General features: G+C 47.3%; 27 protein-coding genes. 10 read left to right on the forward strand and 17 right to left on the reverse strand.

Annotated elements, in window-relative coordinates:
* Position 1 precedes the first annotated feature (1 nt).
* The 3 genes from ectB to MKY41_RS16035 form a co-directional block, all read right to left on the reverse strand.
* Complete coding sequence (gene ectB / locus MKY41_RS16025; protein WP_340746048.1) at positions 2-1,282, reverse strand: diaminobutyrate--2-oxoglutarate transaminase; 1,281 nt, start codon at positions 1,280-1,282, stop codon at positions 2-4.
* A gap of 73 nt (positions 1,283-1,355) precedes the next feature.
* Positions 1,356-1,889, reverse strand: a complete 534-nt coding sequence (gene ectA, locus MKY41_RS16030) for a diaminobutyrate acetyltransferase (RefSeq protein ID WP_340746049.1) — start codon at positions 1,887-1,889, stop codon at positions 1,356-1,358.
* A gap of 688 nt (positions 1,890-2,577) precedes the next feature.
* The gene (locus MKY41_RS16035) at positions 2,578-3,258 is read right to left on the reverse strand and encodes a phosphoribosylaminoimidazolesuccinocarboxamide synthase (RefSeq protein ID WP_340746050.1); all 681 of its coding nucleotides are present in this window, start codon (positions 3,256-3,258) and stop codon (positions 2,578-2,580) included.
* 165 nt (positions 3,259-3,423) lie between these two features.
* On the opposite strand from MKY41_RS16035, the gene MKY41_RS16040 reads away from it, so the two are divergent.
* From MKY41_RS16040 to MKY41_RS16055, 4 genes are all read left to right on the forward strand, one after another.
* Positions 3,424-3,645, forward strand: a complete 222-nt coding sequence (locus tag MKY41_RS16040) for a heavy-metal-associated domain-containing protein (RefSeq protein WP_340746051.1) — start codon at positions 3,424-3,426, stop codon at positions 3,643-3,645.
* Between the two features lie 14 nt (positions 3,646-3,659).
* Positions 3,660-5,546 (forward strand): heavy metal translocating P-type ATPase, encoded by a 1,887-nt coding sequence (locus MKY41_RS16045; RefSeq protein WP_340746052.1) that lies wholly within the window; start codon positions 3,660-3,662, stop codon positions 5,544-5,546.
* 12 nt (positions 5,547-5,558) lie between these two features.
* Positions 5,559-6,251 carry a Crp/Fnr family transcriptional regulator gene (locus tag MKY41_RS16050; protein ID WP_340746053.1) on the forward strand — a complete coding sequence of 231 codons (693 nt, stop codon included), beginning with the start codon at positions 5,559-5,561 and terminating at the stop codon, positions 6,249-6,251.
* 111 nt (positions 6,252-6,362) lie between these two features.
* Positions 6,363-7,082: a YebC/PmpR family DNA-binding transcriptional regulator gene (locus tag MKY41_RS16055; RefSeq protein WP_340746054.1), complete on the forward strand. Its 720-nt coding sequence runs from the start codon at positions 6,363-6,365 to the stop codon at positions 7,080-7,082.
* 71 nt (positions 7,083-7,153) lie between these two features.
* On the opposite strand, the gene MKY41_RS16060 is transcribed toward MKY41_RS16055, so the two are convergent.
* From MKY41_RS16060 to MKY41_RS16075, 4 genes are all read right to left on the reverse strand, one after another.
* Positions 7,154-7,387, reverse strand: a complete 234-nt coding sequence (locus MKY41_RS16060) for a hypothetical protein (RefSeq protein ID WP_340746055.1) — start codon at positions 7,385-7,387, stop codon at positions 7,154-7,156.
* Between the two features lie 280 nt (positions 7,388-7,667).
* On the reverse strand, positions 7,668-8,216 hold the full coding sequence (locus MKY41_RS16065; RefSeq protein ID WP_340746056.1) for a hypothetical protein: 549 nt from the start codon (positions 8,214-8,216) through the stop codon (positions 7,668-7,670).
* A 62-nt stretch (positions 8,217-8,278) separates the two neighbouring features.
* Entirely contained in the window at positions 8,279-8,665 is a 387-nt protein-coding gene (locus MKY41_RS16070) for a hypothetical protein (protein ID WP_340746057.1), read from the reverse strand.
* Positions 8,666-8,763: 98 nt separating this feature from the next.
* Positions 8,764-9,579 (reverse strand): VanW family protein, encoded by an 816-nt coding sequence (locus MKY41_RS16075; RefSeq protein ID WP_340746472.1) that lies wholly within the window; start codon positions 9,577-9,579, stop codon positions 8,764-8,766.
* A 341-nt stretch (positions 9,580-9,920) separates the two neighbouring features.
* Here MKY41_RS16075 and MKY41_RS16080 point away from each other — a divergent pair, with 341 nt between their 5' ends.
* The 4 genes from MKY41_RS16080 to MKY41_RS16095 all read left to right on the forward strand — a co-directional run bounded on the left by MKY41_RS16080 (position 9,921) and on the right by MKY41_RS16095 (position 12,317).
* A complete protein-coding gene (locus MKY41_RS16080) occupies positions 9,921-10,634 on the forward strand; it encodes an ABC transporter ATP-binding protein (protein ID WP_340746058.1) in 714 nt (237 codons plus the stop codon).
* 12 nt (positions 10,635-10,646) lie between these two features.
* A complete protein-coding gene (locus MKY41_RS16085) occupies positions 10,647-11,393 on the forward strand; it encodes an ABC transporter permease (RefSeq protein WP_340746059.1) in 747 nt (248 codons plus the stop codon).
* Between the two features lie 61 nt (positions 11,394-11,454).
* Positions 11,455-11,913, forward strand: coding sequence for a LytTR family DNA-binding domain-containing protein (locus MKY41_RS16090; RefSeq protein ID WP_340746060.1), 459 nt, complete (start codon positions 11,455-11,457; stop codon positions 11,911-11,913).
* Positions 11,910-12,317, forward strand: coding sequence for a DUF3021 domain-containing protein (locus tag MKY41_RS16095; protein ID WP_340746061.1), 408 nt, complete (start codon positions 11,910-11,912; stop codon positions 12,315-12,317). Before MKY41_RS16090 ends, MKY41_RS16095 begins: the two co-directional genes overlap by 4 nt.
* A gap of 261 nt (positions 12,318-12,578) precedes the next feature.
* Here MKY41_RS16095 and MKY41_RS16100 read toward each other — a convergent pair whose 3' ends face one another.
* The 4 genes from MKY41_RS16100 to MKY41_RS16115 all read right to left on the reverse strand — a co-directional run bounded on the left by MKY41_RS16100 (position 12,579) and on the right by MKY41_RS16115 (position 17,372).
* On the reverse strand, positions 12,579-13,199 hold the full coding sequence (locus MKY41_RS16100; protein WP_340746062.1) for a LysE/ArgO family amino acid transporter: 621 nt from the start codon (positions 13,197-13,199) through the stop codon (positions 12,579-12,581).
* A 69-nt stretch (positions 13,200-13,268) separates the two neighbouring features.
* Positions 13,269-14,465, reverse strand: coding sequence for a class I SAM-dependent rRNA methyltransferase (locus MKY41_RS16105; RefSeq protein ID WP_340746063.1), 1,197 nt, complete (start codon positions 14,463-14,465; stop codon positions 13,269-13,271).
* A gap of 103 nt (positions 14,466-14,568) precedes the next feature.
* Positions 14,569-16,686, reverse strand: a complete 2,118-nt coding sequence (locus MKY41_RS16110; protein WP_340746064.1) for a DUF2339 domain-containing protein — start codon at positions 16,684-16,686, stop codon at positions 14,569-14,571.
* 89 nt (positions 16,687-16,775) lie between these two features.
* A complete protein-coding gene (locus MKY41_RS16115; RefSeq protein WP_340746065.1) occupies positions 16,776-17,372 on the reverse strand; it encodes a hypothetical protein in 597 nt (198 codons plus the stop codon).
* 283 nt (positions 17,373-17,655) lie between these two features.
* On the opposite strand from MKY41_RS16115, the gene MKY41_RS16120 reads away from it, so the two are divergent.
* Positions 17,656-17,892: a hypothetical protein gene (locus MKY41_RS16120; protein ID WP_340746066.1), complete on the forward strand. Its 237-nt coding sequence runs from the start codon at positions 17,656-17,658 to the stop codon at positions 17,890-17,892.
* Between the two features lie 386 nt (positions 17,893-18,278).
* Here MKY41_RS16120 and MKY41_RS16125 read toward each other — a convergent pair whose 3' ends face one another.
* The 3 genes from MKY41_RS16125 to MKY41_RS16135 are packed head-to-tail and all read right to left on the reverse strand — an operon-like array spanning position 18,279 to position 21,764.
* On the reverse strand, positions 18,279-19,061 hold the full coding sequence (locus tag MKY41_RS16125) for an enoyl-CoA hydratase-related protein (protein WP_340746067.1): 783 nt from the start codon (positions 19,059-19,061) through the stop codon (positions 18,279-18,281).
* A 13-nt stretch (positions 19,062-19,074) separates the two neighbouring features.
* Positions 19,075-20,250 (reverse strand): thiolase family protein, encoded by a 1,176-nt coding sequence (locus tag MKY41_RS16130; RefSeq protein WP_340746068.1) that lies wholly within the window; start codon positions 20,248-20,250, stop codon positions 19,075-19,077.
* Positions 20,251-20,264: 14 nt separating this feature from the next.
* On the reverse strand, positions 20,265-21,764 hold the full coding sequence (locus MKY41_RS16135; protein WP_340746069.1) for a class I adenylate-forming enzyme family protein: 1,500 nt from the start codon (positions 21,762-21,764) through the stop codon (positions 20,265-20,267).
* A 220-nt stretch (positions 21,765-21,984) separates the two neighbouring features.
* Between MKY41_RS16135 and MKY41_RS16140 the strand changes: the two genes are divergently transcribed.
* On the forward strand, positions 21,985-22,614 hold the full coding sequence (locus MKY41_RS16140) for a TetR/AcrR family transcriptional regulator (protein WP_052483848.1): 630 nt from the start codon (positions 21,985-21,987) through the stop codon (positions 22,612-22,614).
* Between the two features lie 34 nt (positions 22,615-22,648).
* Here the strand turns inward: MKY41_RS16140 and MKY41_RS16145 are convergent, their stop codons facing one another.
* The 3 genes from MKY41_RS16145 to MKY41_RS16155 are packed head-to-tail and all read right to left on the reverse strand — an operon-like array spanning position 22,649 to position 26,254.
* The gene (locus MKY41_RS16145) at positions 22,649-23,533 is read right to left on the reverse strand and encodes a 3-hydroxyacyl-CoA dehydrogenase family protein (RefSeq protein WP_340746070.1); all 885 of its coding nucleotides are present in this window, start codon (positions 23,531-23,533) and stop codon (positions 22,649-22,651) included.
* A gap of 42 nt (positions 23,534-23,575) precedes the next feature.
* The gene (locus MKY41_RS16150; RefSeq protein ID WP_340746071.1) at positions 23,576-24,730 is read right to left on the reverse strand and encodes an acyl-CoA dehydrogenase family protein; all 1,155 of its coding nucleotides are present in this window, start codon (positions 24,728-24,730) and stop codon (positions 23,576-23,578) included.
* A 12-nt stretch (positions 24,731-24,742) separates the two neighbouring features.
* Positions 24,743-26,254 carry a class I adenylate-forming enzyme family protein gene (locus MKY41_RS16155; RefSeq protein WP_340746072.1) on the reverse strand — a complete coding sequence of 504 codons (1,512 nt, stop codon included), beginning with the start codon at positions 26,252-26,254 and terminating at the stop codon, positions 24,743-24,745.
* Between the last annotated feature and the right edge of the window lie 18 nt (positions 26,255-26,272).

The raw sequence follows: 26,272 nt of genomic DNA on the forward strand, positions 1-26,272 counted from the left end.
TTTAGTTCCGGACGACTTCTTCAATCGCCTCTTCTAAAATATCGAATCCCTTATGCAGTCCTTCTTCATCGATTGTCAATGATCCTAAAAACTTAACGACTTCGCTGGAAGGCCCAGATGTCTCGATGATCAATCCTTTTTCAAATGCCTTGGCACAAATTTTCCCCGCATAATCTTCCTTGCCTTCCCCGCAAGCGATGCCGCGCATGAATCCACGTCCACGCGCCGTCGCTTTCAATTGCGGGTATTTGTCGACAATCGTTTCCATTCGCGCTTTAATGATCTTCGATTTCTCTTGGACCGATTTGGCGAACTCATCCGTTTCCCAATGAGACAGCGCTTCTGTCGCCGCGATGATTGCCAAATTATTACCGCGGAACGTCCCGTTATGTTCGCCAGGACCCCAAATATCGTATTCCGGTTTGATCAGCGTGATCGCAAATGGTAAGCCATAACCGCCAATCGACTTGGACAGGCAGACGACATCTGGTTGGACGCCCGCCGGTTCGAAACTGAAAAAAGTTCCGGTCCGCCCGCAGCCCGCTTGCACATCATCCACTATGAGCAGCATGTCATAACGACGGCAGAGTTTCTCGATCTCTTGCAGCCATTCGAAGCTAGCTGCGTTGATGCCGCCTTCCCCTTGGATCGTTTCCAAGATGACCGCTGCCGGCAAGTCCATGCCGCTGCCCGCATTTTGCAAATACTGTTTCAAATAAGCGATTGAATCCCCTTCATCCAAGAACGTGTCAAACGGCATTGCAACCGTATTCGTCAACGGAACCCCTGCCCCTTCGCGGTTGAATGAATTCCCCGTCACAGACAACGCGCCGAGCGTCATTCCATGGAAGCCGTTCGTGAAGCTAATGATGTTCTGCCTTCCTGTCGCTTTGCGTGCAATCTTTAAAGCACTTTCCACCGTATTTGTACCTGTGGGTCCAGGAAACATGATTTTATAATTCAAGTTTCTCGGCTTCAAAATGACATCATGGAATTGCTGGAGGAATTGGGCGCGGACTTCCGTTCCCATATCCAGGCTATGTGAAATTCCATCTTCCAAAATATATTCAATCAATTTCTGTTTCATTTTTTCATTATTGTGGCCGTAGTTCAGAGCACCCGCTCCCGCGAAGAAATCGATATATTCCTTCCCATCCGTATCCCACATCTTATAGCCTTTCGCCTTCTTGAATACGGTCGGGAAACTGCGACTGTAACTCCTTACTTGTGACTCATGGTGTTCGAAAATTTCCATCGGATTTCGGTCCATTGTCAGTACCATTGGTTGACATTCCTCCATTAAATAAATTTGTTTAATAGGGTTTTAAATAAAGCTGTTCTCGTCTCATTCCTTGTCAAAACTTTTCAAATGGGCCGATCGTATAAAGCCATTCGGCTTCATGCCCGGTTCCAGGAAATTGTTCTTCCGTAAAGCACTCCGTCACCCGGCATCCAGTCTCCAAGTCTCTCGCCAATTTGCGGAACAGAGCGTCCGACGCTTTGTTGGAAGGGCTTACAGTCGCCTCCAAACACCGAATATTCCGACATACATCCCTTTGTAAAATCGACTGCAACATGCGGGACGCGATGCCTTTCCCCCGTTGGGACGCATCCACCGCCACCTGCCAAATGAAAAGCGTATCCGGTGCCTTCGGTGGAATAAATCCAGAGATGAATCCGACAATCTGTTGTTCATCCGCTTCGACGACAACGCTCGTCTCATCAAAATACTTCGTCCACATCAAATAACTGTACGAAGAATTCAGATCCAAGACGCCTGTCTCTTTAATGAGCTGCCAAATCTCTTTGCCGTCCTCTTCCGTCGGTAACCGAAATACAAGGGAATCGCTTTCGACTACTGCGGTTGCACTTCCTTTTCCTACTGACAAAAATGATTTCCTCCAAGTCCTATCATCCATGGGGATGTTTTTTCTTGGAAACCCCTATTGGCTTCCTGATGCCGTTCTCAGCTGTCGAAAAACCATTCACCTCTTCTGCCAGACGAATTGTAAATAAAGTAAAGTTGGATTTGTTGTTGAATTTAGAGCGTGAGTCGCCAAACGGCCGTCCTCACAGGTCATACGTGGGTTTTACATTGTGGATTAGCAAGGGAACTTACGTAGGAATCGCCGCCTCGGGAAAATGAGGGACGATAACAAAAATGGGCTTGCTTTCTGCCTTGCAGTATGAAGAGCAAAAAATAGCGCCTTTGCAAAAGGATCGGGCATCCTTTTGTTCATTACAGAAACAGCTTGTTGGTGCACAGGATTCGCTGATATGAAAGACACTTTCGATATCTTGAATTTCACTGCCATACTCGTTCATCCACCCAACCAACTCGATCAAATAGGCTTCGGCAACCCTGCCAAAGGCCATCATTGCCTTTCGTGATGGGGTTTTCATTCGTCTAGGCGAAGAAGTAAACGATTCATTTTAGTGCCATATGTGACACTAGTTGCCTAGTATAGAGTAGCAAATTCTAAAAGTCAAACGATTCTATCAAAATTTTCATAGAGCAAGATGGCAAAAAACAGCAACAAACCCCGCGAGTGCTTCACTTCGCGGGGTCCTGAATTTTTATTCAAAAAATAATTTTTCCAAATCAAGCGGAAGGATATATTCTCCGTCTTTATAGACACGCATATTCCCACCCGAAATTTCGTCGATGAGCATAATTCGCCCCTCTTCATCCCGGCCAAATTCCAATTTGATATCGTATAAGTCGAGGCCTTTTGCAGAAAGCTCTTCTTTTACGACACCTGAAATCTCTTGCGTGAGGTGTTGCAGCGTTGCATATTCGTCTTTCGTCAAGATGCCAAGCTGCGCAAGTCCGTCTTCCGATATCGGCGGATCGTTGCGGTCATCATCTTTGATCGTCACTTCGACGAAGGCATCAAGTGGTTTTCCTTCTTCGCAATAAGCGCCATATCGGCGGAGGAAGCTACCCACTGCCCGATAACGGCAAATGACTTCCAGCCCTTTGCCGAAAACAGTCGCAGATTTGACCGTCATCGTCACGCTCTCGAGATCTGCCTCGACATAATGGGTCGGAATCCCCTTGTCCACTAGCTTTTCGAAGAAATATTTTGTCATTCGAAGCCCCGATTTCCCTGCTCCTTCAATCGTCAAACCCACTGTATTCGCACCCGGATCGAAGACGCCATCTTCGCCGGTTACATCATCTTTGAATTTCAATAACACATTGCCATCCTGTAATTTGTATACATCTTTCGTCTTGCCTTGGTACACGAGTTTCATGGGTGCCACGTTTCCTTTCCATTCGAAAATGTAGTGCCATCCTTAGTATAAAGCACTTCGGCTAGAAGAAAAAGTAAAGATTGTTCCTAACTTGACGGGGGTCAAGGATTCAATCCAAGTCTTCCCTTATGCTATAGACAAGAAGAAAACAAGGAGGAATAAAAAATGAAAAAAGTCGTATTTGGTTTAGAACCGTTGAGCTGTCCATCCTGCATTAAAAAGATCGAAAGTTCATTGAAGAAAATGAATGGCGTCCAAGAAGCGAAAGTGCTTTTCCATTCCGGGAAGGTTCGGGCGCAGTTCGATGAAAATCTCGTCCAGGTAGATGACATCCAGCAAGTGATCGTCAACTTGGGTTACCCCGTCCTATCACAAAAAGTATCCTGATTGGAGTGTTGAATATGAATGCCAAATGGACATTCCGAATCACGGCTGTCACAGCGATCCTACTCACGGCGGCCATCGCCCTCCACTTCCTGGACCTGCCCGACTGGAAGCAAGGACTGTTGATCGCTTCGACAATCGTCGCCGGCATTCCGATTGCTTTCAAAGCGCTCAAGGCGCTTCGGATGAAAGCATTCAGCATTGAATTATTAGTAACAATCGCAGTCGTTGGTGCCTTGTTCATCGGTGAATACATCGAATCGGCTGCCGTGACGTTCCTGTTTTTATTCGGTGCCTATTTGGAAGCCCGGACGCTTGAAAAAACCCGTTCGTCCCTGAAATCACTTATCGACATGGCACCGCTCGAAGCGACCGTCATCCGTGACGGCGAATCTGTGACGATTCCGGTCGATGAAGTGGAGGAAGGCGATCATGTCCTCATCCGCTCCGGTGAAAAAGTCGCAGTCGACGGACAAATCCTGACAGGCCAAGCGACTTTGAATGAAGCCGCCATCACAGGTGAGTCCGTCCCGGCAACCAAAATGGCGGACGACCGCGTGTTCAGCGGGACAATCGTCGACAATGGCTACATCGAAGTCATCGCGGACCGCGTCGGCGACGATACGACGTTCGCCCGGATTATCGAGCTGGTGGAAGAGGCCCAGGAATCTCAGTCGAAAACGCAGAAATTCCTCGATAGGTTTGCCAATATCTATACGCCGTCCATCGTCGTCCTGTCCATTCTCGTCTATATTTTCACTCGCAATATTGAAATGACGCTCACCTTCCTTGTCATCGCTTGTCCGGGTGCACTCGTCATCTCCGCCCCCGTTTCGATTGTTGCAGGGATCGGAAATGGCGCACGGAACGGAGTCCTCATCAAAGGCGGCGACATCATGGAGAAGCTGGCAAAAATCGACACGGTCGTATTCGACAAAACCGGCACGCTCACACGCGGACGCCCCGAAGTGACGGACATCCATGCCCTCGGGGGGAATGAAGAGGAATTGCTCCGCATCGTTGCGGAAGCTGAAATGATTTCCGAACACCACCTCGGCCAGACGATCGTCAAGGAAGCGAAACGGCGGGGATTGGCAATCGTCAGAGAGCCTGAAGAGGCGGAGGTGATCAAAGGGAACGGAATCTGCGCTCGCATTGAAAACCGCTTACTAGTCATCGGGAACCGAAAATTGATGGCAGCGGAAGGCATCGTCATTGAAACTGCCGAGGAAGCATATGCGGTGAAACGCGAAAAAGCGGGGAATACGGCAATTTTCGCGGCCATCGACGGACAAATGGCAGGTATCTTTTCCATCGCCGACCGGATTCGTCCTGAAGCCCAAAACGCTTTGGCTCATATGCGAGCGGCCGGCGTCAAACGAATGATCATGCTTACGGGAGACAACCGCCATACGGCACAACTCGTCGGCTCTCAACTCGGTCTGGATGAAGTCCATGCCGATCTGCTCCCCGAGGATAAGGTCGCCATGGTACAAAAGCTGCGGGAAGCCGGAAACCGGGTCGCCATGGCTGGGGACGGCATCAACGACGCCCCTGCCATCGCGGCAGCGGATATCGGACTCGCGATGGGTGAAGGCGGGACAGATGTGTCGATGGAAACCGCCGATGTGGTCCTTATGGCAGACCGACTCGACCAATTCGCGCACGCCTACTCACTTGCCAAAGCGACCGTCCGCAATATGAAGCAAAACACCTTCTTCGCAGTCGGAACAGTCATCCTGCTCCTGATTGGCGTCCTGCTCGGAAAAGTGTTCCTCGCAACCGGTATGCTCATCCACGAACTGAGCGTCCTAGCAGTTATTTTGAATGCCATCCGTTTGATCCGTTATAATGGAAAAAAGAAGGTAACGGAACACACACTGGCAGAGCCCGCATTGGAATGAGGAGGGAGATAGTTGGCAGAACCTAATAAAGGCGGTAACGGGGAGATACAGAAAATGTGCATATCCATCGTCCCGATCTTCAATCATCTAGATGAGTCCGAGATGGCGGAGATTGTCAAAGAAACCAATTCTGTCGCGCATCGCCGCGGAAATACGATCTACCGCGCCGGAGAGCGGTCGGACGGACTGTACATCGTCCATAAAGGGCGCGTGAAAATATACCGGTTGGCGGAAAACGGTAAAGAACAACTCGTCCGAGTATTGGAGCCCGGCGACTTCACGGGGGAACTCTCTTTATTCACCGAATCAGTCCATGATTCCTACGCTGAAGCATTGGAGCCGGTCGAGCTATGCGTCATGGGACGGGACAACTTTCGACAGTTTCTTCTGAAATACCCCGCCATTTCCCTGAAAGTGTTGACGGAGTTCTCCTCCCGTCTTGCAAAATCAGAAAAACAAGCTACGATCATTGCGCTGGAACCTGTCGAAACCCGGGTCGCCCTCTACTTGGCAGACCTAGCGGAAGGGCAGAAATCGCTGATGGTTGCCTTGCCGATGACACGGAAGGACATCGCTTCCCACCTCGGCACTTCCCCCGAAACAGTCAGCCGCAAACTTTCCGATTTCGAAGACGCCGGTTGGATCCGTCAAAGAGGACAGCGCCAAATCGAGATCATCGACTTGGATGCGTTGTTGCTCGTGTGAAGGGTTCCAGACTACCAGCCGGCTTCACACGACTTTCTACTTGTTTCCATCTAAACAATGGATGTATAATAGTACAGTTAACTCTATGCTATTGAAAGAGAGTGAAGACAGATGGGCCGTAAATGGAATAATATTAAAGAAAAGAAAGCGTCGAAGGATGCCAATACAAGTCGTATTTACGCGAAATTCGGACGTGAAATATATGTAGCTGCCAAACAAGGCGAACCGGATCCAGAATTGAATCAGGCGTTGAAAATCGTAGTGGAACGGGCGAAAACGTACAGCGTACCACGTGCCATTATCGACCGGGCCATCGAAAAAGCAAAAGGCGGATCGGATGAGAACTTCGACGAGCTCCGATACGAAGGATTTGGGCCAAACGGTTCAATGGTCATCGTTGATGCGTTGACGAATAATGTGAACCGGACTGCTTCCGAAGTCCGTGCTGCGTTCGGGAAAAACGGCGGGAATATGGGGGTCAGCGGATCCGTATCTTATATGTTTGATGCCACCGCGGTTTTCGGTCTCGAGGGGAAGACCGCCGATGAAGTGCTCGAGCTTTTGATGGAAGCCGATGTAGAAGTTCGCGATATTTTGGAAGAAGATGACACAGTCATCATTTATGCCGAACCCGACCAATTTCACGTAGTGCAAGAAGCTTTCCAAGAAGCAGGCATTACCGAGTTTACAGTTGCGGAATTGACGATGCTCGCACAAAGCGAAATTGCACTTTCCGAAGAAGCACAAGCCCAATTCGAGAAAATGATTGATGCGCTAGATGATCTAGAAGACGTTCAGCAAGTGTATCACAATGTTGAATTAAGTGAATAAACAAGATTCCGCTGTCCCATAGTCACCTTGACCATGGGACTGTTTTTTCATAGATATAAAATACAATTTTCCTACAATAAGCCTTTCTTAAGCAGTCCCACTTCCTCCGCACTCAGCTTGGTCAATTTGATAATCTGCTCGGCAGCAAACCCTTCGCTTAGCATGGCCTTTGCTAAGTTCCGGCGTTCTTCCAACTGCCCCTCGATTTTTCCTTCAAGCCTCCCCTTCTCCTCGCCCTCCCTCTGTTTCATGGCAAGTGCCTCTTCCAACGTCGGGGATAACTCCCATTTATCGGATTGTAGCATCTGGCTGTCCTCCTTTTTCAATAATGGAATCATGTTGCCACTAAGCCTTTTCCTCAAATTAACCGGAAGTTGTAATAAATAATCTATAAAATAAAACCAATCACCTTTTTCCATAACCCATCCTGATTTACAAAATCCCCATCCGCTTCATAGTCATCCGTTTGTTCCAACACGAATTCAGCCAGCATAATTCCATCCCTTTTATTCAGACTATTAAATCTAATATACCAAACGCGAACATACGTTTCAAGAGAAACAAAAAAGATGATGCCGTGTCACATCATCCGTTCCCCATCTCTTCTATTTCATTCCCGTCCTGATCGAAATAAGTAAAAGTAAAGGCATACTGTCCTTCTCCCGATTTCGGTATATCCAACCACTTCACAGCCGCCTCACCGACCGGCAGTTCGATTTTTTCCGAAAATCCGTTCACCTCTACTTGCACGGCAGCCACCTGATTTTCCGAATTAGTCACAAAAATGAATGACGGTCCTTCTTGGACGTCCATGTAAAGAAGACTAGTGTTGAAGATAGCGAGCGGTTCACCTGTCTGTTTCTCGCTTCGCACCCACTCATAGTTCCCTTTTGCATTCTTCCGGAACATCGCCAGCGCCTGATTGGTGTCATTATGCAAATACGTAACGACCCGGTACTTTTCAACATCTTTAATCTCCAAAATCGTTACATCTCCGTGCTGTTCCTGCTCCAGAAGTATCCGGCCTATCGATTCTGCATCATTCCCGTTGAGCGGCTTCTCTCTCATCCAGAACAGTATTACGGCGCCGACCACCAAGACAACAGCGAACAGCAAAGGATTCCGTCTCCGCATAGCGCTCTCCCTTCCACTTATCCACTGTACGTATGGAAACCCTATTATGTTTCAAATGAATCTTACAACTTCACATCCTCCGTCAACTCATACAAATCGAAAATATTCTTCTGAACGACGATAGACATGATCTTGCCTTCCTTTTTGAAAAAGTGGACATTGCCAACTCGGCTCTCTTCCACTTCCGTCCAGCCCCATTTTTCAATCTCTCCCAAGTATGCAGCAGGCGGTGTGCCTTCTGCGTCACCGATGTCTTTCAATTTATATTTTGCCGATTTGGCGATTTCCCCCGTACATGCTTCAGGTTTGATTTCATACGCATTTTTGGGTACGGGGAAACCCGAATTGATGACTGCCATCCGATACCCGTCCTCATCGCTATACGTATAGGCACATCCCGCCAATCCAAAAGCCGCCACGACTAGTACTAAAACCAGCATCCGTTTCACTGCGACAACCTCCTCACAGAAACTTCACAGCTTATTATCTTCAGCTTACTAGGGTCTGCGGTACTTGTCATCCAACGGATTTGTGACATTTTGGAAATTCAAACATCACCGGCTTCCTCATACGTCAAAAACGGTTCGTACATCGTAATAGCATGATTTTCGGTGATGAACTCATCCTCAATCTGCTCGCCGTCCAAATCAAACACTTTTCGATAAATGGAATTATGCCGTACATAGCCGCCCCAAAACTCACGAGTGAAACTATGGTCCTTCTCGTACACTTCATATTTCCGTGTCGCCGGGGCCGTTGATCGCCACTCCCCAACCAAGTTCAAATCGGTCAGATAGACAATGAGCTGATAGGTCTCATTCGTTTCGTTCTTAATTTGTAAATCCAAATAATTGTACGCACATGTCGCTCCGCTGCCGAATGGCTGGTTCCGTTTCGAATCCGGGAATACGTCGTAGCTATGGCGATACCGTTCCGTCACCGTCAATGGCGTGTGAAGCGTCATCCAATAAATCAAATTCGACAGCTGGCACAGACCGCCCCCGACACCGACCGTCACCTTCCCGTAATGCAGCACCATCCCCTCGACGTACCCTTTCCGTTTTGTCGTGTTGCCGATCAGCCGCCAATAGGAAAACGTCTCCCCCGGTTTGATGACAATCCGATTCACCCGTTGCGCCGCAATTTTTAGATTCGTCACCTTATTGGATTGCAATTCCATCTCGACGTCTTTCAACTGACGCATCAACGGGGTCTGATGCTTAAACCACACATGCCCAAGCTTGTCCTCCCCTTTTGTCCTCGCATACATTTTCCTATCCAACATCCACTCTGCATACCGTTTCAAACGGTACGCTTTCGTCCCCATGTATATCCGCAAAGCACTGCGCTTCTTCGGTTTCATTGAATCCACGGATTTCCCCTCCCATTTCTTTCTGTACTTCACCCGGTCTTTTCTGCAACTCACCTGTAGAAAGTAGCATCTCACCGAGAACCGGCTGTGCCATTTATAAAACCACCATATACTTTCAGTAACAAGAAAAGCGCAGGGCGCCCGCATAGAGGCGACAGGCATAAGCCATGCCGGACGGGCGGCGTTCTTTGCCGCATGGCTGGCATGGCTTATGACCCCGGAGGTGCCTTAATTTCTGCAAAGAACGCAGAAATACGGCAAATCGACCCTTCGCTGTTCGATTCTCTGGCGCTCGGAGCTGGACATCAAACAAAAGCACGGAGGGATTTACGATGATCCAAGTGAACGATCTTCAAAAATCATATGGCAACCACCACGTCCTCAAAGGAGTGAATTTCCAAGCGCAGGCCGGGGAAATCATCGGCGTTATCGGCAAAAACGGTGCCGGCAAATCGACGTTCCTCGAAATTCTCATGACGCTGAAATCTTATGACAGTGGAACAGTCACTGTTTTTGATCAAAACATTCAGTCTCTTACAATCGGCGAACTGGAAGGACTGCGGAAAGAGATTTCCGTGGTTCTGCAACCGACCCAGTTTTATAAAACACTGAAGGTCGAGGAACTGCTGAAACTGTTCAAGGCGTACTACCGCTCCTCTATCGACATCGGGGAAATCATGGTCGACTTCAAGCTGGAGCCCCATCGCAAAAAGTATTTCGACAAACTATCGGGCGGGTGGAAGCAGATTGTCAGCCTCGCCATCGCCTTCCTGTCCAAGCCGAAACTCCTGATTCTGGATGAACCGACGACCGGCCTCGATCCGCATATGCGGAACACGCTCTGGCAGTACATCACAGCGTACAATCAATCGACCGGCGGCACCGTCATTTTGACAACCCACAACATGGATGAGGTCGAACTGTATTGCGACAAAGTGCTGCTGATCAACGAAGGCGTCGCTGAAGTATTCAGACCGACGGATGAAATTTTGGCTTCCGGCTTTTCATCCATACATGATTTCTACTTACAAAAGGTATCTATTTAAGGAGGAGTTCACATGTTAGCGACCCAATTAAAATACGACTTGCTGATGTTTTCAAGAGAATTGTTCTATGTTATCTTTACGATCATTGTACCGCCTGCCACGTATCTTTTCATGGGCCAATTGTTCGGGGATGCCACATATGCAGGGAACTTATCTTACGCTGAGACATACACGCCGTCATTCATCCTGCTTATTACATTCGGTGTCGTCTTCTTCGCATTCGGCTTCGACCAAGTGATGAACCGGGTGTCTGGAGTGGAAAAGCGCATTAGCCTTTCACCCGTTCCTGCAAGGACGTTGCTGGTCTCCAGCATTCTAAAATCTATCATCATTACAAGTTTCGGCTATTTGTTTGTGCTGCTCATCGGCATAATCGCTTACGATCTCGCGTTTCGTCCGTTGCAATTTATATTATCCTACAGTTTTTTCATCGTGCTGAATGCCTTGTTGCTCGTCATTTCGGCAGCAATCTACTCCTTCTTCAACAGTCTGAACGGCGCTTTGGTGTTCTCCATCGTCCTGTTCCAGATCGTCATGATCACAGGCGGATTTTCGATGCCCGTCGACCTTATGCCACAGTTCGTTCAGCTGATTGCGGGCGTCAACCCGCTTTATCATATGAATCAATTATTCATCGCCGTCTGGAACGGCCAATGGCAGTGGAACACCGATACCTGGCGATCGATCGGCTATGTAGCAGGATTGTCGATCATCGCTCTCCTCGTCCTGCGGTTAGCTTCAAAAAAGCGAGTCGCCTGAAAACTTCTTACAGACAATAGCTACCATGTCCGGTACACTATTGTCGAAAGGAGAGAGTGCTATGAAAATATCTTTAAGCATCGATTCCGACTACGAAGAAACAAAGATTATCATTCAGTGCAATGAATTGGATTCTTCTATCCAAGAATTGCTTGATTTCATAAAAGGCCAGGAAACCGAATTCCTCGTCGGTAAGGACGGAGAAATGCAGCATATTCTAAAGCCGGTCGAGATCCATTATTTTTACGCAGAAGGCGATTCCGTCATGGCAGTGACCAATGATGGGACGTTCAAGTTGAAGGAAAAGTTGTATGAATTGGAGAAGCTGCTGCCTTCCTCGAAATTCATCCGACTGTCGAAATCGGTCATCGCCAATCTGCATGAACTGAGCCGATTCGAAGCCTCCTTCAACGGAACGCTCTGCGTCCATTTCAAATCAGGTGCGAAAGAATACGTCTCCCGCACCTACGTCAATACGATCAAAGAAGCACTTAAATTGAACAGGAGGAAAAACGGATGAAAACATTTCTCACCCGCAGCATACTCGGCATCTTCTTCGGAGCGTTCCTCTCGGTAGCGTTCACATTTCTTTTCATCTATGCGAGCGGCGCCGAAACGCTCGATGCCCAAATCTTCGTCAAAAACACGCTAGGCAGCATCTTCTCCGGCTGGTTTTTCACCGTCAGCCCACTCTATTTTGAAAATGAAAAGCTAAGCCTCGCGCAACAGACCGCCGCCCATTTCATCACAGTAGCTATTCTTTATTTCATCGTCACATTTGGCCTGCAATGGATTCCGTTCTCCCTCCGCAATGCTTTGCTCGTCCTGTTGCTGTTCGTAGTCGTCTATACGATTATCTGGCTTTCCTTCTATCTATATTTCAGGAAGCAAGCGGAGAAACTGAATGCCGAATTGGCGGAATGAGTCGTTTAGCGAGTGAGGATTAGAATATGTTTCGGAGTCGTACAGGAATGTTGGGAGGTCCTTCGAAAATGTTGGGAGGTTGGATGAATGTGTCTCGAAGTTCAACCAAAACGTTGGAAAATTCCCTGATAATGTTGTGAGGTTCCGCGGAAATGCCATGAGGTCCGTTGAATACGTTTCGAGGCCGCCCGGGACTCCATATCCCAATAAAAACCTAGGCATGCCGTTTAAATAGCAAGCTTAGGTTTCTCATTTTCTACGTTATGTGACATTCTCAATAAGTTGGATCGCCATATAAACGGCGACTGCCCATACGATGAGGGCTGAGATTTTATTTAACCCATGCATGAGCTTGCCGCTGGCGTCAAGCCTTCCGAGGAAGCGCCCCGCCGCAGCCAGGCCGATGAACCAAAGCCATGAAACTATGATAGTGGCCATAGTAAATGCCCATTTTTCCTCGTTTTCGTAGTTCAGTGAGTTCGTGCCGATGACTCCGATCGTATCCAGAAGCGCATGCGGATTCAAAAGAGAGACTGATGCCGCGAAGATGATTTGCCGTTTGGCGGTAAACCGTTCGGCTTCCGTTTCCGGCGACGCGGCCTCACTGCGCCATAGGGAGAATCCGATGAATAGCAAAAAGAGGATACCGAAACCAAAAATGATATTTTCCAGCCAGCCAAATGTCAGGACGAGCAAGGAAACGCCCGACACCGCGGCGAGAATGAGGATTGTGTCGCTGACAGCGGCTGTCACGACGACGGGCAATGCCCTGCTGAACACAGGCTGCAGCGCGCCTTGATTAAACACAAACACATTTTGCACGCCTAGCGGCACAATAAGCCCGAAGGCAAGAATGATTCCATGTATGATGGCTTCTAACAATTGTTCCACTTCCAAACCGATTTCAGTCTACGGAAAGACCGCGCAGCACAAACCCGCGCGGTCTTTGACTTATTTCAACTTCTTTAAGATAACAACTTTCAAATAATTGAATTCCGGGAAATCCCGATTCGTCCGGAAGTCCTTCGGCAAAGAAGATTCTTCGAGAATTTTATATTTTGATCCGGCATCTGCGAATGCCTTCTCGATAAACGTTTTGAATTTTTTCATCCCGAAGCTTGAATTATTCGTGGAAGCGACAATGATTCCGTTTTTCTCAGTGACTGCAATCGCATCCATCAGCAAGGCGGGATAGTCCTTCGCCGTGCTGAACGTGTACTTCTTCGAACGGGCAAAGCTCGGTGGATCGAGGATGACAAGGTCGAACTTCAATTCATGCCGCTTCGCATACCGGAAGTAATCGAAGACATCCATCACTTTAATATCTTGCTGTTCGTAATCGATGCCATTTACACTGAACTGCTCGATCGTCTTCGCCACACTACGTTTCGCCAGATCAACACTCGTCGTCTTGATGGCGCCGCCCATTGCCGCGGCCACGGAAAACGCGCCCGTGTAGGAAAATGTGTTGAGCACCTGTTTCCCTTCCGCGTAATGATCGCGGATTGCCTTCCGCACATCCCGCTGATCCAAGAAAATCCCGGTCATCGCCCCGTCATTCAAATCGATGGCGAAGTTCATGCCGTTTTCCTTGACAATGATCGGAAAATCTCCCGGCTCCCCTTTGACAAAGTCATCCTGCTCGATATACTGGCCTTTCGTATCGAACCGCTTCTTCTCGTAAATCGCCTTGTAGTCGACCACTTTCTCGAATACGCCATATACATGATGTTTTAGGGAATAAATCCCTTCGCTATACCAACTCACCATATAGTAGCCCGCAAAATAATCGATTGTCAGCCCACCGATCCCGTCGCCTTCGCCATTGAACACACGGAATGCGGTTGTCTCCGGATCGGCAAACAGTGCCTCGCGCCGAGCCAGCGCCGCCTGGATTTTGGACTGGAAAAAGTCAAAATCGATCTCTTCCTCTTCCTTGCGCGTCAACACCCAGCCGATGCCTTTATTCTGGACACCGTAATACCCCTTCGCGATAAAACGGCGATCTTTATCCAACAACCGTAGCAGGCTGCCTTCTTTCACTAAGACATCTGGATTGAGGACCGCATCCTTCAAAATGAGCGGATACCCCTTCTTCAGCTCCGCACTATGTTTCGCATTCACTTGTACATCAATTGTTTTCGCCATGATTTCATCCTTATTTCGTAGTTTGTTTCATTATCGCATGTTTGCGGCTAAATTGCGAAAAGCGGAGGAACTAGAACCGTTATCTTTTCATCCCTCTCCTTTTTCATTCCCCTGTTTCCTTCAACAACGTCCGTGAATAGACAAGCCCGACAATTCCCACGACGATGAACAGAATGGCGCGAATCATGATGGATATAGCCGCCAGATCCACGAAAAACAGCTTTAGGATACAAAGCCCGATCAATGCGACGCCAAGCACTTTCACTTGCCGCCATCCTAGCTTCCGCCCGATGCTCACGGATAGGAAGGCAAAGGCGAATAAAAGGAAAGTATGGACCAGCAGGACAAACTCCGAGTCCCAGCCATACCGATCCACCCAGGCGAAATACCATTTATTCAAAAACAGGAAATAGAGGATCTGCATGACGACCGCCAAACCGGAGACCTTCAGTCTCAAAGCTTCCTGTTTCATATAGAAGGTATCCATCAAAATCGCACGGATCATCGCCGTCAGAAGAACAACATACAAGATTTGCACCACCAGGTTGAATAAAAACCCGCCATCCTCAAATGAATACGTCAGCCCCATCGGCAGAAGGAAAAGGCCGATCAGCAAAAATCCGAACACCGCGGCATGGGTCAGGTAAAGCCCATGCTTCCACTTATGGAACCCGTACATCGCTAGAAACACGCCGATGAACACAAGGTACTGGACATGTGTTGCCGTGGCATGGGAGAGCGAAGACTGGATGGTCCACAAGTGCACAAGTTGATAGAGATAGAACAGGAAGATCAGTTGGCCAACAATCAAACTCCGGTCCAACAAAATTAGCTTACCCTCCAACTTAGCGGGCGGAAACCGGTACAACAAATGATAGATCCAAAGCAGCGAGCCAAGGAAAACTAGCCAAACGCCATGCTCCAGTGAAATGAATTCCTGCAATGGCAACATCCCGAAAATGGTCAGCGAGACCCAGCCGTACACGAGCGATCCTGTCACCACCGTGCGCAACGTCCGGAACCGCAACCCAATCCAGATACCAATTGCGCCGTTTACCAGGAGCAGCATCAGGCGCACCGGGTAATGCTCCATTCGGAAAGACAGGATGAACACGCTCACTGCGAAGACCGCGACAGCGGACAATACCCCTTGCAGCAAATCGTCTTGTTTACGGAACATCATGCCGGCCAGAACAATATACAGCAATGCCAGCAGTCCATAGACCGCCACTTCCTCGGTGTGAGGCAGCAGTTTGATCCAGCCGATGGAAAAGACGAAATTCGTATAAAGAAGCGCTTCGGTAAAGACATGCCGGGAAACTCTACCACGGACATAAAAGAATAGGAGAGCCAAATGCTGAATCATGACCGTACCAACGAGAATCGTTTCATCTCCATATGTCCCATCTAGGATGCCATAGATCAATAGCGTCAAATGGAACAACAGGAAAGTCACGTAAAATGTATACTTATGCTTCTGACTCAGCGAAACGTAGAACAGTGACAGGAACAGCAACAAGATATACAAACAAAATTGGACGGCGGTCGCACCTTCCCCCTCCAGCAGGAACGGCAACAGGAACCCAGCGAGCGCGGAAAAGATTGTTAAAGTCTCAGAACGCATCTTCTGCGACATCCACAAGCCCGCAACAATATAGGCGACGCCGACGACAAACGCGACGGCGAAAGAGAAATAGCCATAGAGATGATGCGCAGCAAACGTCGTCAAGATGCCAAGCGCCAGAAAACCGCCGAGCAGCGTTAAACCGAACCCTGTTTTCCCGTTCCGGATGAACCGCACCCCTAAGTAATAGAGAAGAACCGTTCCGCCGTACCCGAGCGCTATGCGCACCGGATTGGTGATGACCCCATAGTCCATGCCCACTTTCAATCCCCATAGCAAGCCGAGCAGAAGGATAAACATGAACACCCGCGGCAACCAGATGCCAAGCGCCTGTTCCAAATTGAATTCCGGCCTTGGCTTGGATTCGGGCTTCGGTTGCCTCGGCTGATCCGGTTCTGCGGATTCCTTCGGACGGAGCGGCCGGAAGCCGGTTTTCGGGATGGGCTTCGGCATTTCTGCCGGCTGCGGTGGAGTTACTGGTCGTGCAGGCGTCACGGATGCTTGCGAACGAAGGTCCGCCAACTCCTGCTTAAGCGATGCCACTTCCGCTTCCAGATGGGCTACCCGCTCCACTACCGATTGCAAGTCGTCCTGCATGGCACTCCCCCCTTTTTTTCATTCGATTGTAACATAATATTCCAAACCTATTTAAAAAAGAGCAACTGCCTCCCTGGACAATCGCTCTTTCACGCCAACAGCCGCAGCGCCAACCCTCTCCACAGGCCGCTTGGCAACGGCTGACGCTCTTCGTCCCCTCTCATTCGCCGCAGATAGGTCCGCAAATCCCCTTCGTACTTCTTCCGCAAGCGAGGCAACCGGGCAAAATGCCGAGGTTGCACGAAATGCGGTTCCCACGAAAACAAGGGGACCCCGCCTTCATTCATAACAGTGGCTACAAATTGGGAACAGAAAAATGCGTTCTCCCGCTGGATCTCTTTTTTCAGGGCTACAGCAAATAAGCCGATGAAATTATAGCGGTACTGATCCGGATTTTCCTCGAACCGGCCGATTGCACCCCGAATCTCTTCATATTGTTCAGGAGTCACCGTACAACTATACACCGCACAATCCGCCCGCCCGAAAATGCCGGCAACCGCGTTCTCCTTCACAAAACCACCGACGAACGGGTTATGACGCTGCTTCCTTCCGAAACTATACATATCGCGCAGCTCCGCGTCGAACGCTACTGATACATGATTCAATCGCTCCTTCGTATACAAAGCGATCCCCTTGGACAACAACGTCCCCGTATCAGTCAGCACAATATAAATCGTCTTTTCCATAACGTCCACCCTCTGCCAATCTCTTATTTCCAGTATGCTCAGTTCGACAATCCATCGGAACCGGCTGCAGTTGGAAATGGACTCAGACTCCAGACGTAGACGGCATGCACGACATGATTTCGACTCTATCTAACTAAACGTTTCTAACCGGGAAACGTTTCATTTTCAATAAATTTTTTCCAAATTACAGGTTAGAGGGGTTGAACTACCCGGCAATGCGTGCGAAAGGCGAAACCATCTGCAAAGAAATCAAAAAATACGAAGTGACCATCCGGCGGACATTATGAAAATTAAAAATTATCAACAAGTTATCCACAATACATCATATATCCAAGGCTGCGGCGCCAACAATCTTATTATTTTTTACTATGATGAAATCCCCTATATGATAGATTGGCTGGATGCAGAAAAGCTATGCAGCACAAGCTATGAAGGTTCATTTTCAAAGAACGGTATCGATTATTCTTTAAGTAAAAACCAAGAATTATTACACAATATGTATTGCCGAAAGAAAAATTAAGGGTTTGTGGATAATGTGGGTAACGTGGATAAGCTGGGTATAAAACGACCAGTGACGTTTTATCAGAACTTTAAAGCTGCTATTTTTGACAAGTACGGAAATAGAAACTAAAAATAGTCAGCCAATTATATGGAGTCAATAGTAGTTTGAGTTGCTAGGCGATCTGGTCCTTCCCATAATTCGAGGGGCTTGACGAGGCCCTTGGCTATCTGGCACTACTTTTCACTCTCCGAGTCATCAAACAAAAAACCGCCGCTTTACGCCAGGGCTATTATGTCGGGATGTTTAAAAACCGTATGAAAGGAATTGGTTTGAGCTTTATCAGGATGAGGAGTGATTGAAGATAAGAAAAGCGCCAGGCTTTGGATACCTGACGCTCCTTTACTTCAGCAATTCCGAAACTTCGGCTCTCTCTTCTCCAAAAATGCCGCGACGCCCTCTTTCTTATCTTCCGTTTCGAAGCATTCGCCGAAGCGCTCGGCTTCGCGATTATAGCCTTCGAAGTGGGTGCCGAACAGTCCGGTGTTCATAGCGTCCATGGCGTGGTGGATGGCGATGCGGCTATTTTTCGCGATGGCTTCCGCCCATTGCATTCCTGCTTCGAGCAACTCCTCCACTTCGACGACCCGGTCGATGATGCCTAATGCTTCCGCTTGTTCAGCGCGGATCCGCTCCCCTGATAATATATAATACCGGGCTTTTCCGATTCCGATGAGTTTGGGCAGCCGTTGGGTACCACCTGCTCCTGGAATGATACCCAGCGTGATTTCCGGGAATCCGTATTGGCTGTTGGAACTACCGATCCGCATATGACAAGCTAACGCCAGTTCCAAGCCTCCGCCTAGACAAGCTCCCTCGATTAGCGCGATAACCGGCTTCTTGAAAAACTCAATGCGGTTCATCAAATGATGCCCGATATACGATACGCGACTCGCTTCTGCTTTTGTCTCGATTTCGTTAAATTCCTTCAGTTCCGCTCCCGCCATAAAATGGCCATTGGCGCCGCGTAATAAGACCACTTTGACGTCATCCGCTTTTTCCACCTGATCGAGCGCCAGATTTAACGATGCCATCGTCGCATTGCTGATCGTATTGACCGGCGGATTTTCAATTGTCAGGATGGCCACTTCATTTTTGATTTCGATGTCTACAATATCAATTGTTTTCATTAAATTCTCCCCCCTATACTCTCTCAACGATGACCGCGCCGCCGATGCCGCCCCCGACACACAATGTGGCGATGCCGCGTTTTTTCTCAAAATGCTGCAAACCGTTTAGCAAGGTGACGATCAGACGCAGGCCGGTCGTTCCGACGGGATGCCCCAACGCGATGGCCCCACCGAACGGATTCACTTTTTCCGGATCGAGCTCCAACTGCTTCACACAAGCAAGCGCTTGTGCAGCAAACGCCTCATTCAGTTCGACGAGGTCAATGTCTTCCATCGTTAAGCCTGCCTTTTCCAAAACTTTCGGCACGGCATAAGCTGGTCCCAAGCCCATCCGTTTCGGATCAACCCCGACTGAAGCGTTCGCCACAATCCGTGCAATCGGCTTGACCCCAAGTTCATCTGCTTTTTCCCTGGACATGATCAGCGCAGCGGCAGCCCCATCATTTAATCCGCACGCATTGCCAGGGGTGATTGTTCCATCCTTTTTGAAAGCTGTCCGCAATGTGGAAAGCACTTCGAGGGATGTTCTTTCATTCGGGCCTTCGTCTTCTTGCAATGTCACGGTTTCTCTTCGCTTTGTCGCCGTGACGGAAACGATTTCTTTCGCAAATACGCCATCTCGCTGTGCTTGCAATGCCCGTTCATGACTGCGAAGTGCAAAGGCATCTTGCTCTTCCCGTGTAATGCCGTGTTCTTCCGCCACTACTTCCGCCGTTTCCCCCATTGTCATATCGACGAACGGGTCATGAAGCATTTCCACAATCTTATCCGTCACTTGATGATGCCCCAGCCGATAGCCGGACCGGGTCCCTTTTAATAAATGCGGGATTTGGCTCATATTCTCTGTACCAACGACGAGAATCGTTTCAGCATCTCCCGATTTGATCGCCTGGATGCCATTCACCAAAGCTTGCATACCAGAAGCACAGTTTTGTCCAACTGTATGGGCCGAAATCTTTTCAGGGAACCCCAATTCCAAGGCGGCAATTCGACCGACATTCGAGAATGCGGAGGATTGATCTACATTTCCGACAATGATTTCGTCAATTGCTTCAGGAGGCACGTTGCTTTCTTCGACTACTGCTTTCATTACCGTTTTGGCCAATTCTTTGGCGGATACATTCTTATACATTCCATTAAATGTGCCGATCGCTGTTCGTTTGGCACTGACAATGACTACTTCTTTCATTGTTCTAACCCCCTTCAGGCTTTCACCAGTTGCGTCTTTAATATTTTTCCACTCAGTGTTTTCGGCATTTCATCAAGAACGTAATATTTCTTCGGGATTTTATAAGGAGCTAAATTCTTTCTACAAAACTTTTCAACATCCTCAAAATCAACGGAACCTTTAGAATCCTTCAATGTTACATAGGCAACAACTTGTTCCCCTTTAATCGCATCCGGTTCTCCGACAACACCCACTTCGAGAAAACTACCGTACTGATAGAGGATTTCCTCGATTTCCCGTGGATAGATCTTCAAACCGCCTTGGTTGATCATATCTTTTTTCCGATCAACGATATAAAAATACCCATCTTCATCCTGATAACCAACGTCACCCGTATGGAACCACCCTCCACGCAATGCCTCTTTTGTAGCTTCCGGCCTATTCCAATACCCTTTCATGACATTCGGCCCTTGGACAACGACTTCCCCAATTTCACCCACTGGCACTTCTTGATCATTTTCATCAAAAATTTTGACCGATACCCCTTCAATCGCAGGACCGATTGATCCATGTTTAATCGGACCATCTGGACCGTGATTGCTAACGACAGGCGAACATTCGGTCAAGCCATAGCCTTCCAAGATGTCAAACCCGAATAATTCCTTCCATCGTTTGTGGACCGACACAGGCATGGACGCCGCACCCGTGAAAGCAATCCGTAAATTGAATTGATAGTTCTCGATATTTGGGTCATTTAACAGCATCGCATACATGGTCGGTGGACCAAAAAAATACGTAATTTGCTCCTTTTCCATCGTGTCCAATACAACTATCGGGACGAATTTCTCCATGATGTAGCAACCTGCATTCGATAGGATCATCGTATTCAAGCAGTTCGTTTGCGCCGCTGCATGATAAAGAGGCGCGACAATCAATCCAATATCATCGGATGTACACTTTAAATGCTCACTATAGGTCTTAGCATTTCCAGCAAGTCCATCATGCGTTAACATTGCCCCTTTCGGATGACCTGTCGTTCCAGACGTATAGAGGATTTGACAGACAGCATCATCATCTTCAATATTCGCCTCGTATACCCCGGATTGTTCGGTCATATATCTTTCAAAATTCAATTCTTCCAATTTATCATCGAGCACGACTATCTTCTTTACATTTTCTGAATGCTTGTTTACTGTCTCGATATTGTTTTTCGCCAATTGCTCACAGACATAGACGACCGGCTGGCAATCCTCCACTATAAAGCTCATTTCATTGGGGGTATAGAGAGGATTGATTGGCACGATGATGGCACCGATTTTCATGGCGGCGTAATAACAATAGATGAATTCAAATCGGTTCCCTATTTGAATGAGGATGCGTTCACCTTTTTCAACACCAAATGACAGAAATGCGTTGGCTGTCTGATTGATCTTCTGTTCCAATTCTTCATATGTAATTGTAGAATGCAGATTTTTTAAAGCAATTTTGTCGGGACTAGAAATGGAAAATCTCGTAATCTCATGTATTACATTCATTATGATTCCTCCAATCGATTTAAATGAATACCAGTTCAAAAATTTCCTCTTAAAACTAATTTGACTAGTTTAAACCTTTGTTTTACAATGTTCAATAAATGAATTTATATTCATTATTCTATTTCAAATCGATTAAATTGTCAAAATATTATTTAATTCCAGCTACTTTTATATCATCAAGTGAATTTGTCCTCAATTAAATAAATTGGAGTGAGAGCTTATGAAGAAAAATGACAAGTATTATAGTATTTTGGAAGCTGCCAAAAAAGTATTTGCCCAGGAAGGATATCATGGTGCTTCCATCTCAAAAATAGCTAAAGAAGCTGATATTGGTGACGGCACTGTTTATTTATATTTTAAAAATAAAGAAGATATCTTGATCCAATTATTTGACACGGCCATTTATCATCGTCATGTTCCAAAATCAGAGAGCTTAATCGAACCACTTCAAGATCCACGGATTATGCTGTATGAATTAATCCGCAATCATTTTGACTTTTTCGGTGAAGATTATGACATGGCAAAAGTGGTTCAGATCGAATCACGCCAACCTACCGAATCGTCAAGAAGCGTTGTCAAAAAAGGAACAAAACGTTATTTCCAATTATTGAGGAAAATTATAGAAAAAGGACAAGAAGAAGGTTTATTCCGAACGGATGTATCGACCTCTTCCTTGCAAATACTTATCTTCGGCACATTGGATGAATTCGTAACAGCTTGGGTTCTATCGGAACATAAATATTCATTGATGCGCAAAGTGGAGGATGCCTATAAAATGCTCTTGCAATCCATCTATAACTTTTCCAACAACGAAAGAGAACAATGGCTTGCATCTCCCAGAAAAAATTGACCAAAAGAAGCGGCAAACACGCCGCTTCTTTTAGTCAGCCTGTTATTTTTGCATTTGCTTCTTCATATTCATAAAAACCTTTTCCCGTTTTCAAGCCTAGATGCCCTTTCCTCACTAGTTCCTTGAGAAACTCTCCCGGTCTATACGCTTCGTTTCCAGTTTCGGCATAGACATGCTCCATGAAGTACAGTAGCGTATCCAAGCCGATATAATCGGATAACTCCAGCGGCCCCATCGGATGTCCCATCGCCTTCTTCAATGCTGTATCAATATCCTCTTTCGTTGAAATCCCTTGTTCATAAGAAAGCATCGCTTCGTTCAACATGGGCGTGATGATCCGGTTGACGATAAAGCCGGGGACATCTTTTGCCAGCACTACGTTCTTTTCCAGGCTCTCAATAAAAGCTGTTGCCGTTTTAATAGTTTCCTCTGAAGAATGTTTTCCTTGTATTAATTCCACGACAGGCATAATAGGCGCCGGATTAAAAAAATGTGTGCCAACCACTCGTTCCTTGTTCTTACAGCCGAGCGCAATATCTGTTATTGATATACCTGAAGTATTGGAAGCCAGTATCGTATCAGAAGAAACAATGTCTTCCAATCGGTTAAATAAGGATTGTTTTACATCTAACTGTTCTGCAATCGCCTCAATTACAATATCCGCACTCTCGATATCTTCCAATCTTTCCCCAATTACCAGACGTCCTTCTAAAAGTTGGAACTCTTCTTGCCTATTTTTCTTTTCGGCCCACTTTTTCAATCGATTCAATACATTGGAAGCCGCTAGTTTTAGCTGACTCTCATTGACATCATACAAGACGATAGAGTAGCCAGATTGAATACATACTTGGGCGATGCCGCTCCCCATCGCTCCTGCGCCTACCACGGCGACCTGGGTAATTTCTTTGATCTTTTTCATACGAACCTCCGGAATTGTGAATTTATCATGATGCTTATTCGTTCATCCACGAAAGACTTCCTTCGCAATAACCACTCGCTGAATTTCGCTCGTTCCTTCATAAATACGATTGATCCGCGAATCACGAAGCATTCTTTCGATTGGAAAATCCATCGTATAGCCGTAACCGCCAAATACTTGAAGCGATTCATTGATAATTGCATCCGCTTTTTCCGAAGCATAGGCTTTCACGATGGACCCTTCCAAGTTAAATGGTTTCCCTTCTTCCATCAGCCGGATGGCGCTCTCCAGCATAGATTCGATAGCGAAAATCTCCATTTTCATTTCGGCAATTTTGTTCTGGATCGACTGGAAGCTCGCAATCGATTTTCCAAACTGCTGTCTCTCTTTGGCATATTCTACTGCCATTTCAAAAGCCCCTTTGGCCAAGCCGAGCGATTGGGCTGCAATGGACAACCGGCCATTCTGCATGACTCTCATCGCATATTTGAAGGCTTCCCCCACTTCGCCGAGGACTTGGGAGGAAGGAACACGAACGTTATCCAGAATGACATCACTCGTTTCCGAGCCCCGGATTCCCAATTTTTTCTCCACTTTCCCGATGGATAGGCCCTCTGCCCCTTTTTCGACGATGAACGCTGTGATTCCGCCGCGGGCTCCTTTTTCCATATCCGTTTTGGCAAACACGACGAAAACGTCTGCGGAAGGCGCGTTTGTAATAAAACACTTGCTTCCATTAATGATCCAATCGTCTCCATCTTTCTTCGCCACAGTCCGAATTCCCGCCGCATCCGAACCTGCTCCCGGTTCAGTCAAAGCGAAGGCGCCCAAATACTTCCCTTGAGCGAGCGGCGTTAAATACTTCCTTTTCTGCTCTTCTGTCCCTGCGACATAAATCGTATTCGATGCAATCGTTGTGTGTGCTCCAATAATCGCCGGAATCGAGCCTTCGATTTTCGCAAGCTCCTCCACCATCATGTAATACGCCCGCCACCCGAATCCGCTGCCTCCGTGTTCTTCCGGAAAGGGAACGCCGAACATCCCCATTTCCTTCATCTCTTCCATCAAACCAGAAGGGACTTGATGATTTTCATCAATGGACGCTGCCACAGGAGCGATTTTCTCCTGCGCAAATCCTCGTATTGTACTAGAAAATATATCTAATTCCTCTTGGACTTCTTTCTCTTTTACCGCCATTTCCCCAACCCCTTACACAGTAATTTTGCCTAGTTCGTGTTTCACGATTTTACCAACCGAGTTTTTCGGCAAAGCATCCAAAAAGTATATTTTCACAGGGCATTTATAATTCGCCATTTTTTCTTTGCAGTACGTAATAATAGCCTCTTCGCTCAACTGATCACTTTCGTGAACACTGACATAAGCGACCACTTCTTCCCCGTATTTTTCATCAGGAATCCCGACGACTGCCGCCTCTTTAATAGAAGAAATTTCATAAAGAACTTCCTCGATTTGCTTCGGATAAATATTAATGCCGCCCCGAATAATGACATCCTTTTTTCTTCCGACGAGATAGAAATAGCCATCTTCGTCTTCATACCCAATATCCCCGGTGTATAGCCAGCCATCCCGCAACGCTTCCTCCGTCGCCTCCGGGTTATTCAAATAACCCGCCATGACGACATCTCCCTTGACAATCAATTCTCCCCGCTCGCCCCGTGGGACTTCCCCTCCTTGTTCATCTACAACTTTCACTTGTTGGCCCGGAAGCGGGATACCAATGGAGCCGATCTTTTGCGTGCCATGTAAAGGGTTGGATGTCGAACAAGCCGCCGCTTCTGACAATCCCCAAGCTTCCAAAAATTGAAATGGATAGTTTTGTTGAAATCTATGAAATTCACTTTCTGTAAGAGGAGCTCCACCACATAGGCCGAATTTCAATGGGCTTAGATCATATTTCTGGATTTCTTCGGAGGGAAGATCCGCCAGCAGTTTATAGACAGTCGGCACACCTACTGTATAGGTAGGCTTGAACTGCTCAACGTTTCGTAAAAACTCATTCGGATCGAAACGGTTTGTCAGCACCACACTTGCCCCAAGATAAATAGGCGCGCTTAGTGTAAAATGAATGGAATTGACATGGAATAACGGCAAAATTAAATACGAACGGTCACTCTCCTGTAAATGAAGGCTCTCGATCACACCATGGATCATGCTCACAACATTCCGATGGGTCAATAAAACCCCTTTTGGTTTACCTGTCGTTCCAGACGTATAAATAATGAGTGCGACCGCGTCTTGATCGATCTCTTGCTCTGAAATTCCTCGACCTATAAACAGGGATGAAAAACGAATTTCGCTCTCATTCACCGGCCCATCCAGCAATACTTGAACCGGATGGATTTCCATATTGCGCATAGCTTCCGCCGCTTTCTCTTTACATGAGTTTTCATAGAAAAAACATTTGGCGTTTGAGTTTTCCAGCTGATGTTTGATTTCATCAGGCTTCAAAGCAGGATTCATCGTTGTCACCGCCACGCCCAGTCGCCAGCACGCATATAACGTCCAAACAAATTCAATCCGATTGGAAGCTTGGATGGCCAAGACATCCCCTTGTTCGAGACGGAGAGACTTTTTCATCCCTTCCGCCAACTGACCAATCCGCTGATCGAGTTCTTCATAAGAGAATGCTTTGTCTTTCTCGTATATTGCAATTTTGTGAGGATTTTTTTGTAATCCTTCCTTTAAAATGGTCGAAATCATACATCCACCTCCCGAAAA

It is taken from the genome of Sporosarcina sp. FSL W7-1349, from assembly GCF_038003045.1.
In the GTDB taxonomy this organism is placed as follows: Bacteria; Bacillota; Bacilli; order Bacillales_A; family Planococcaceae; genus Sporosarcina.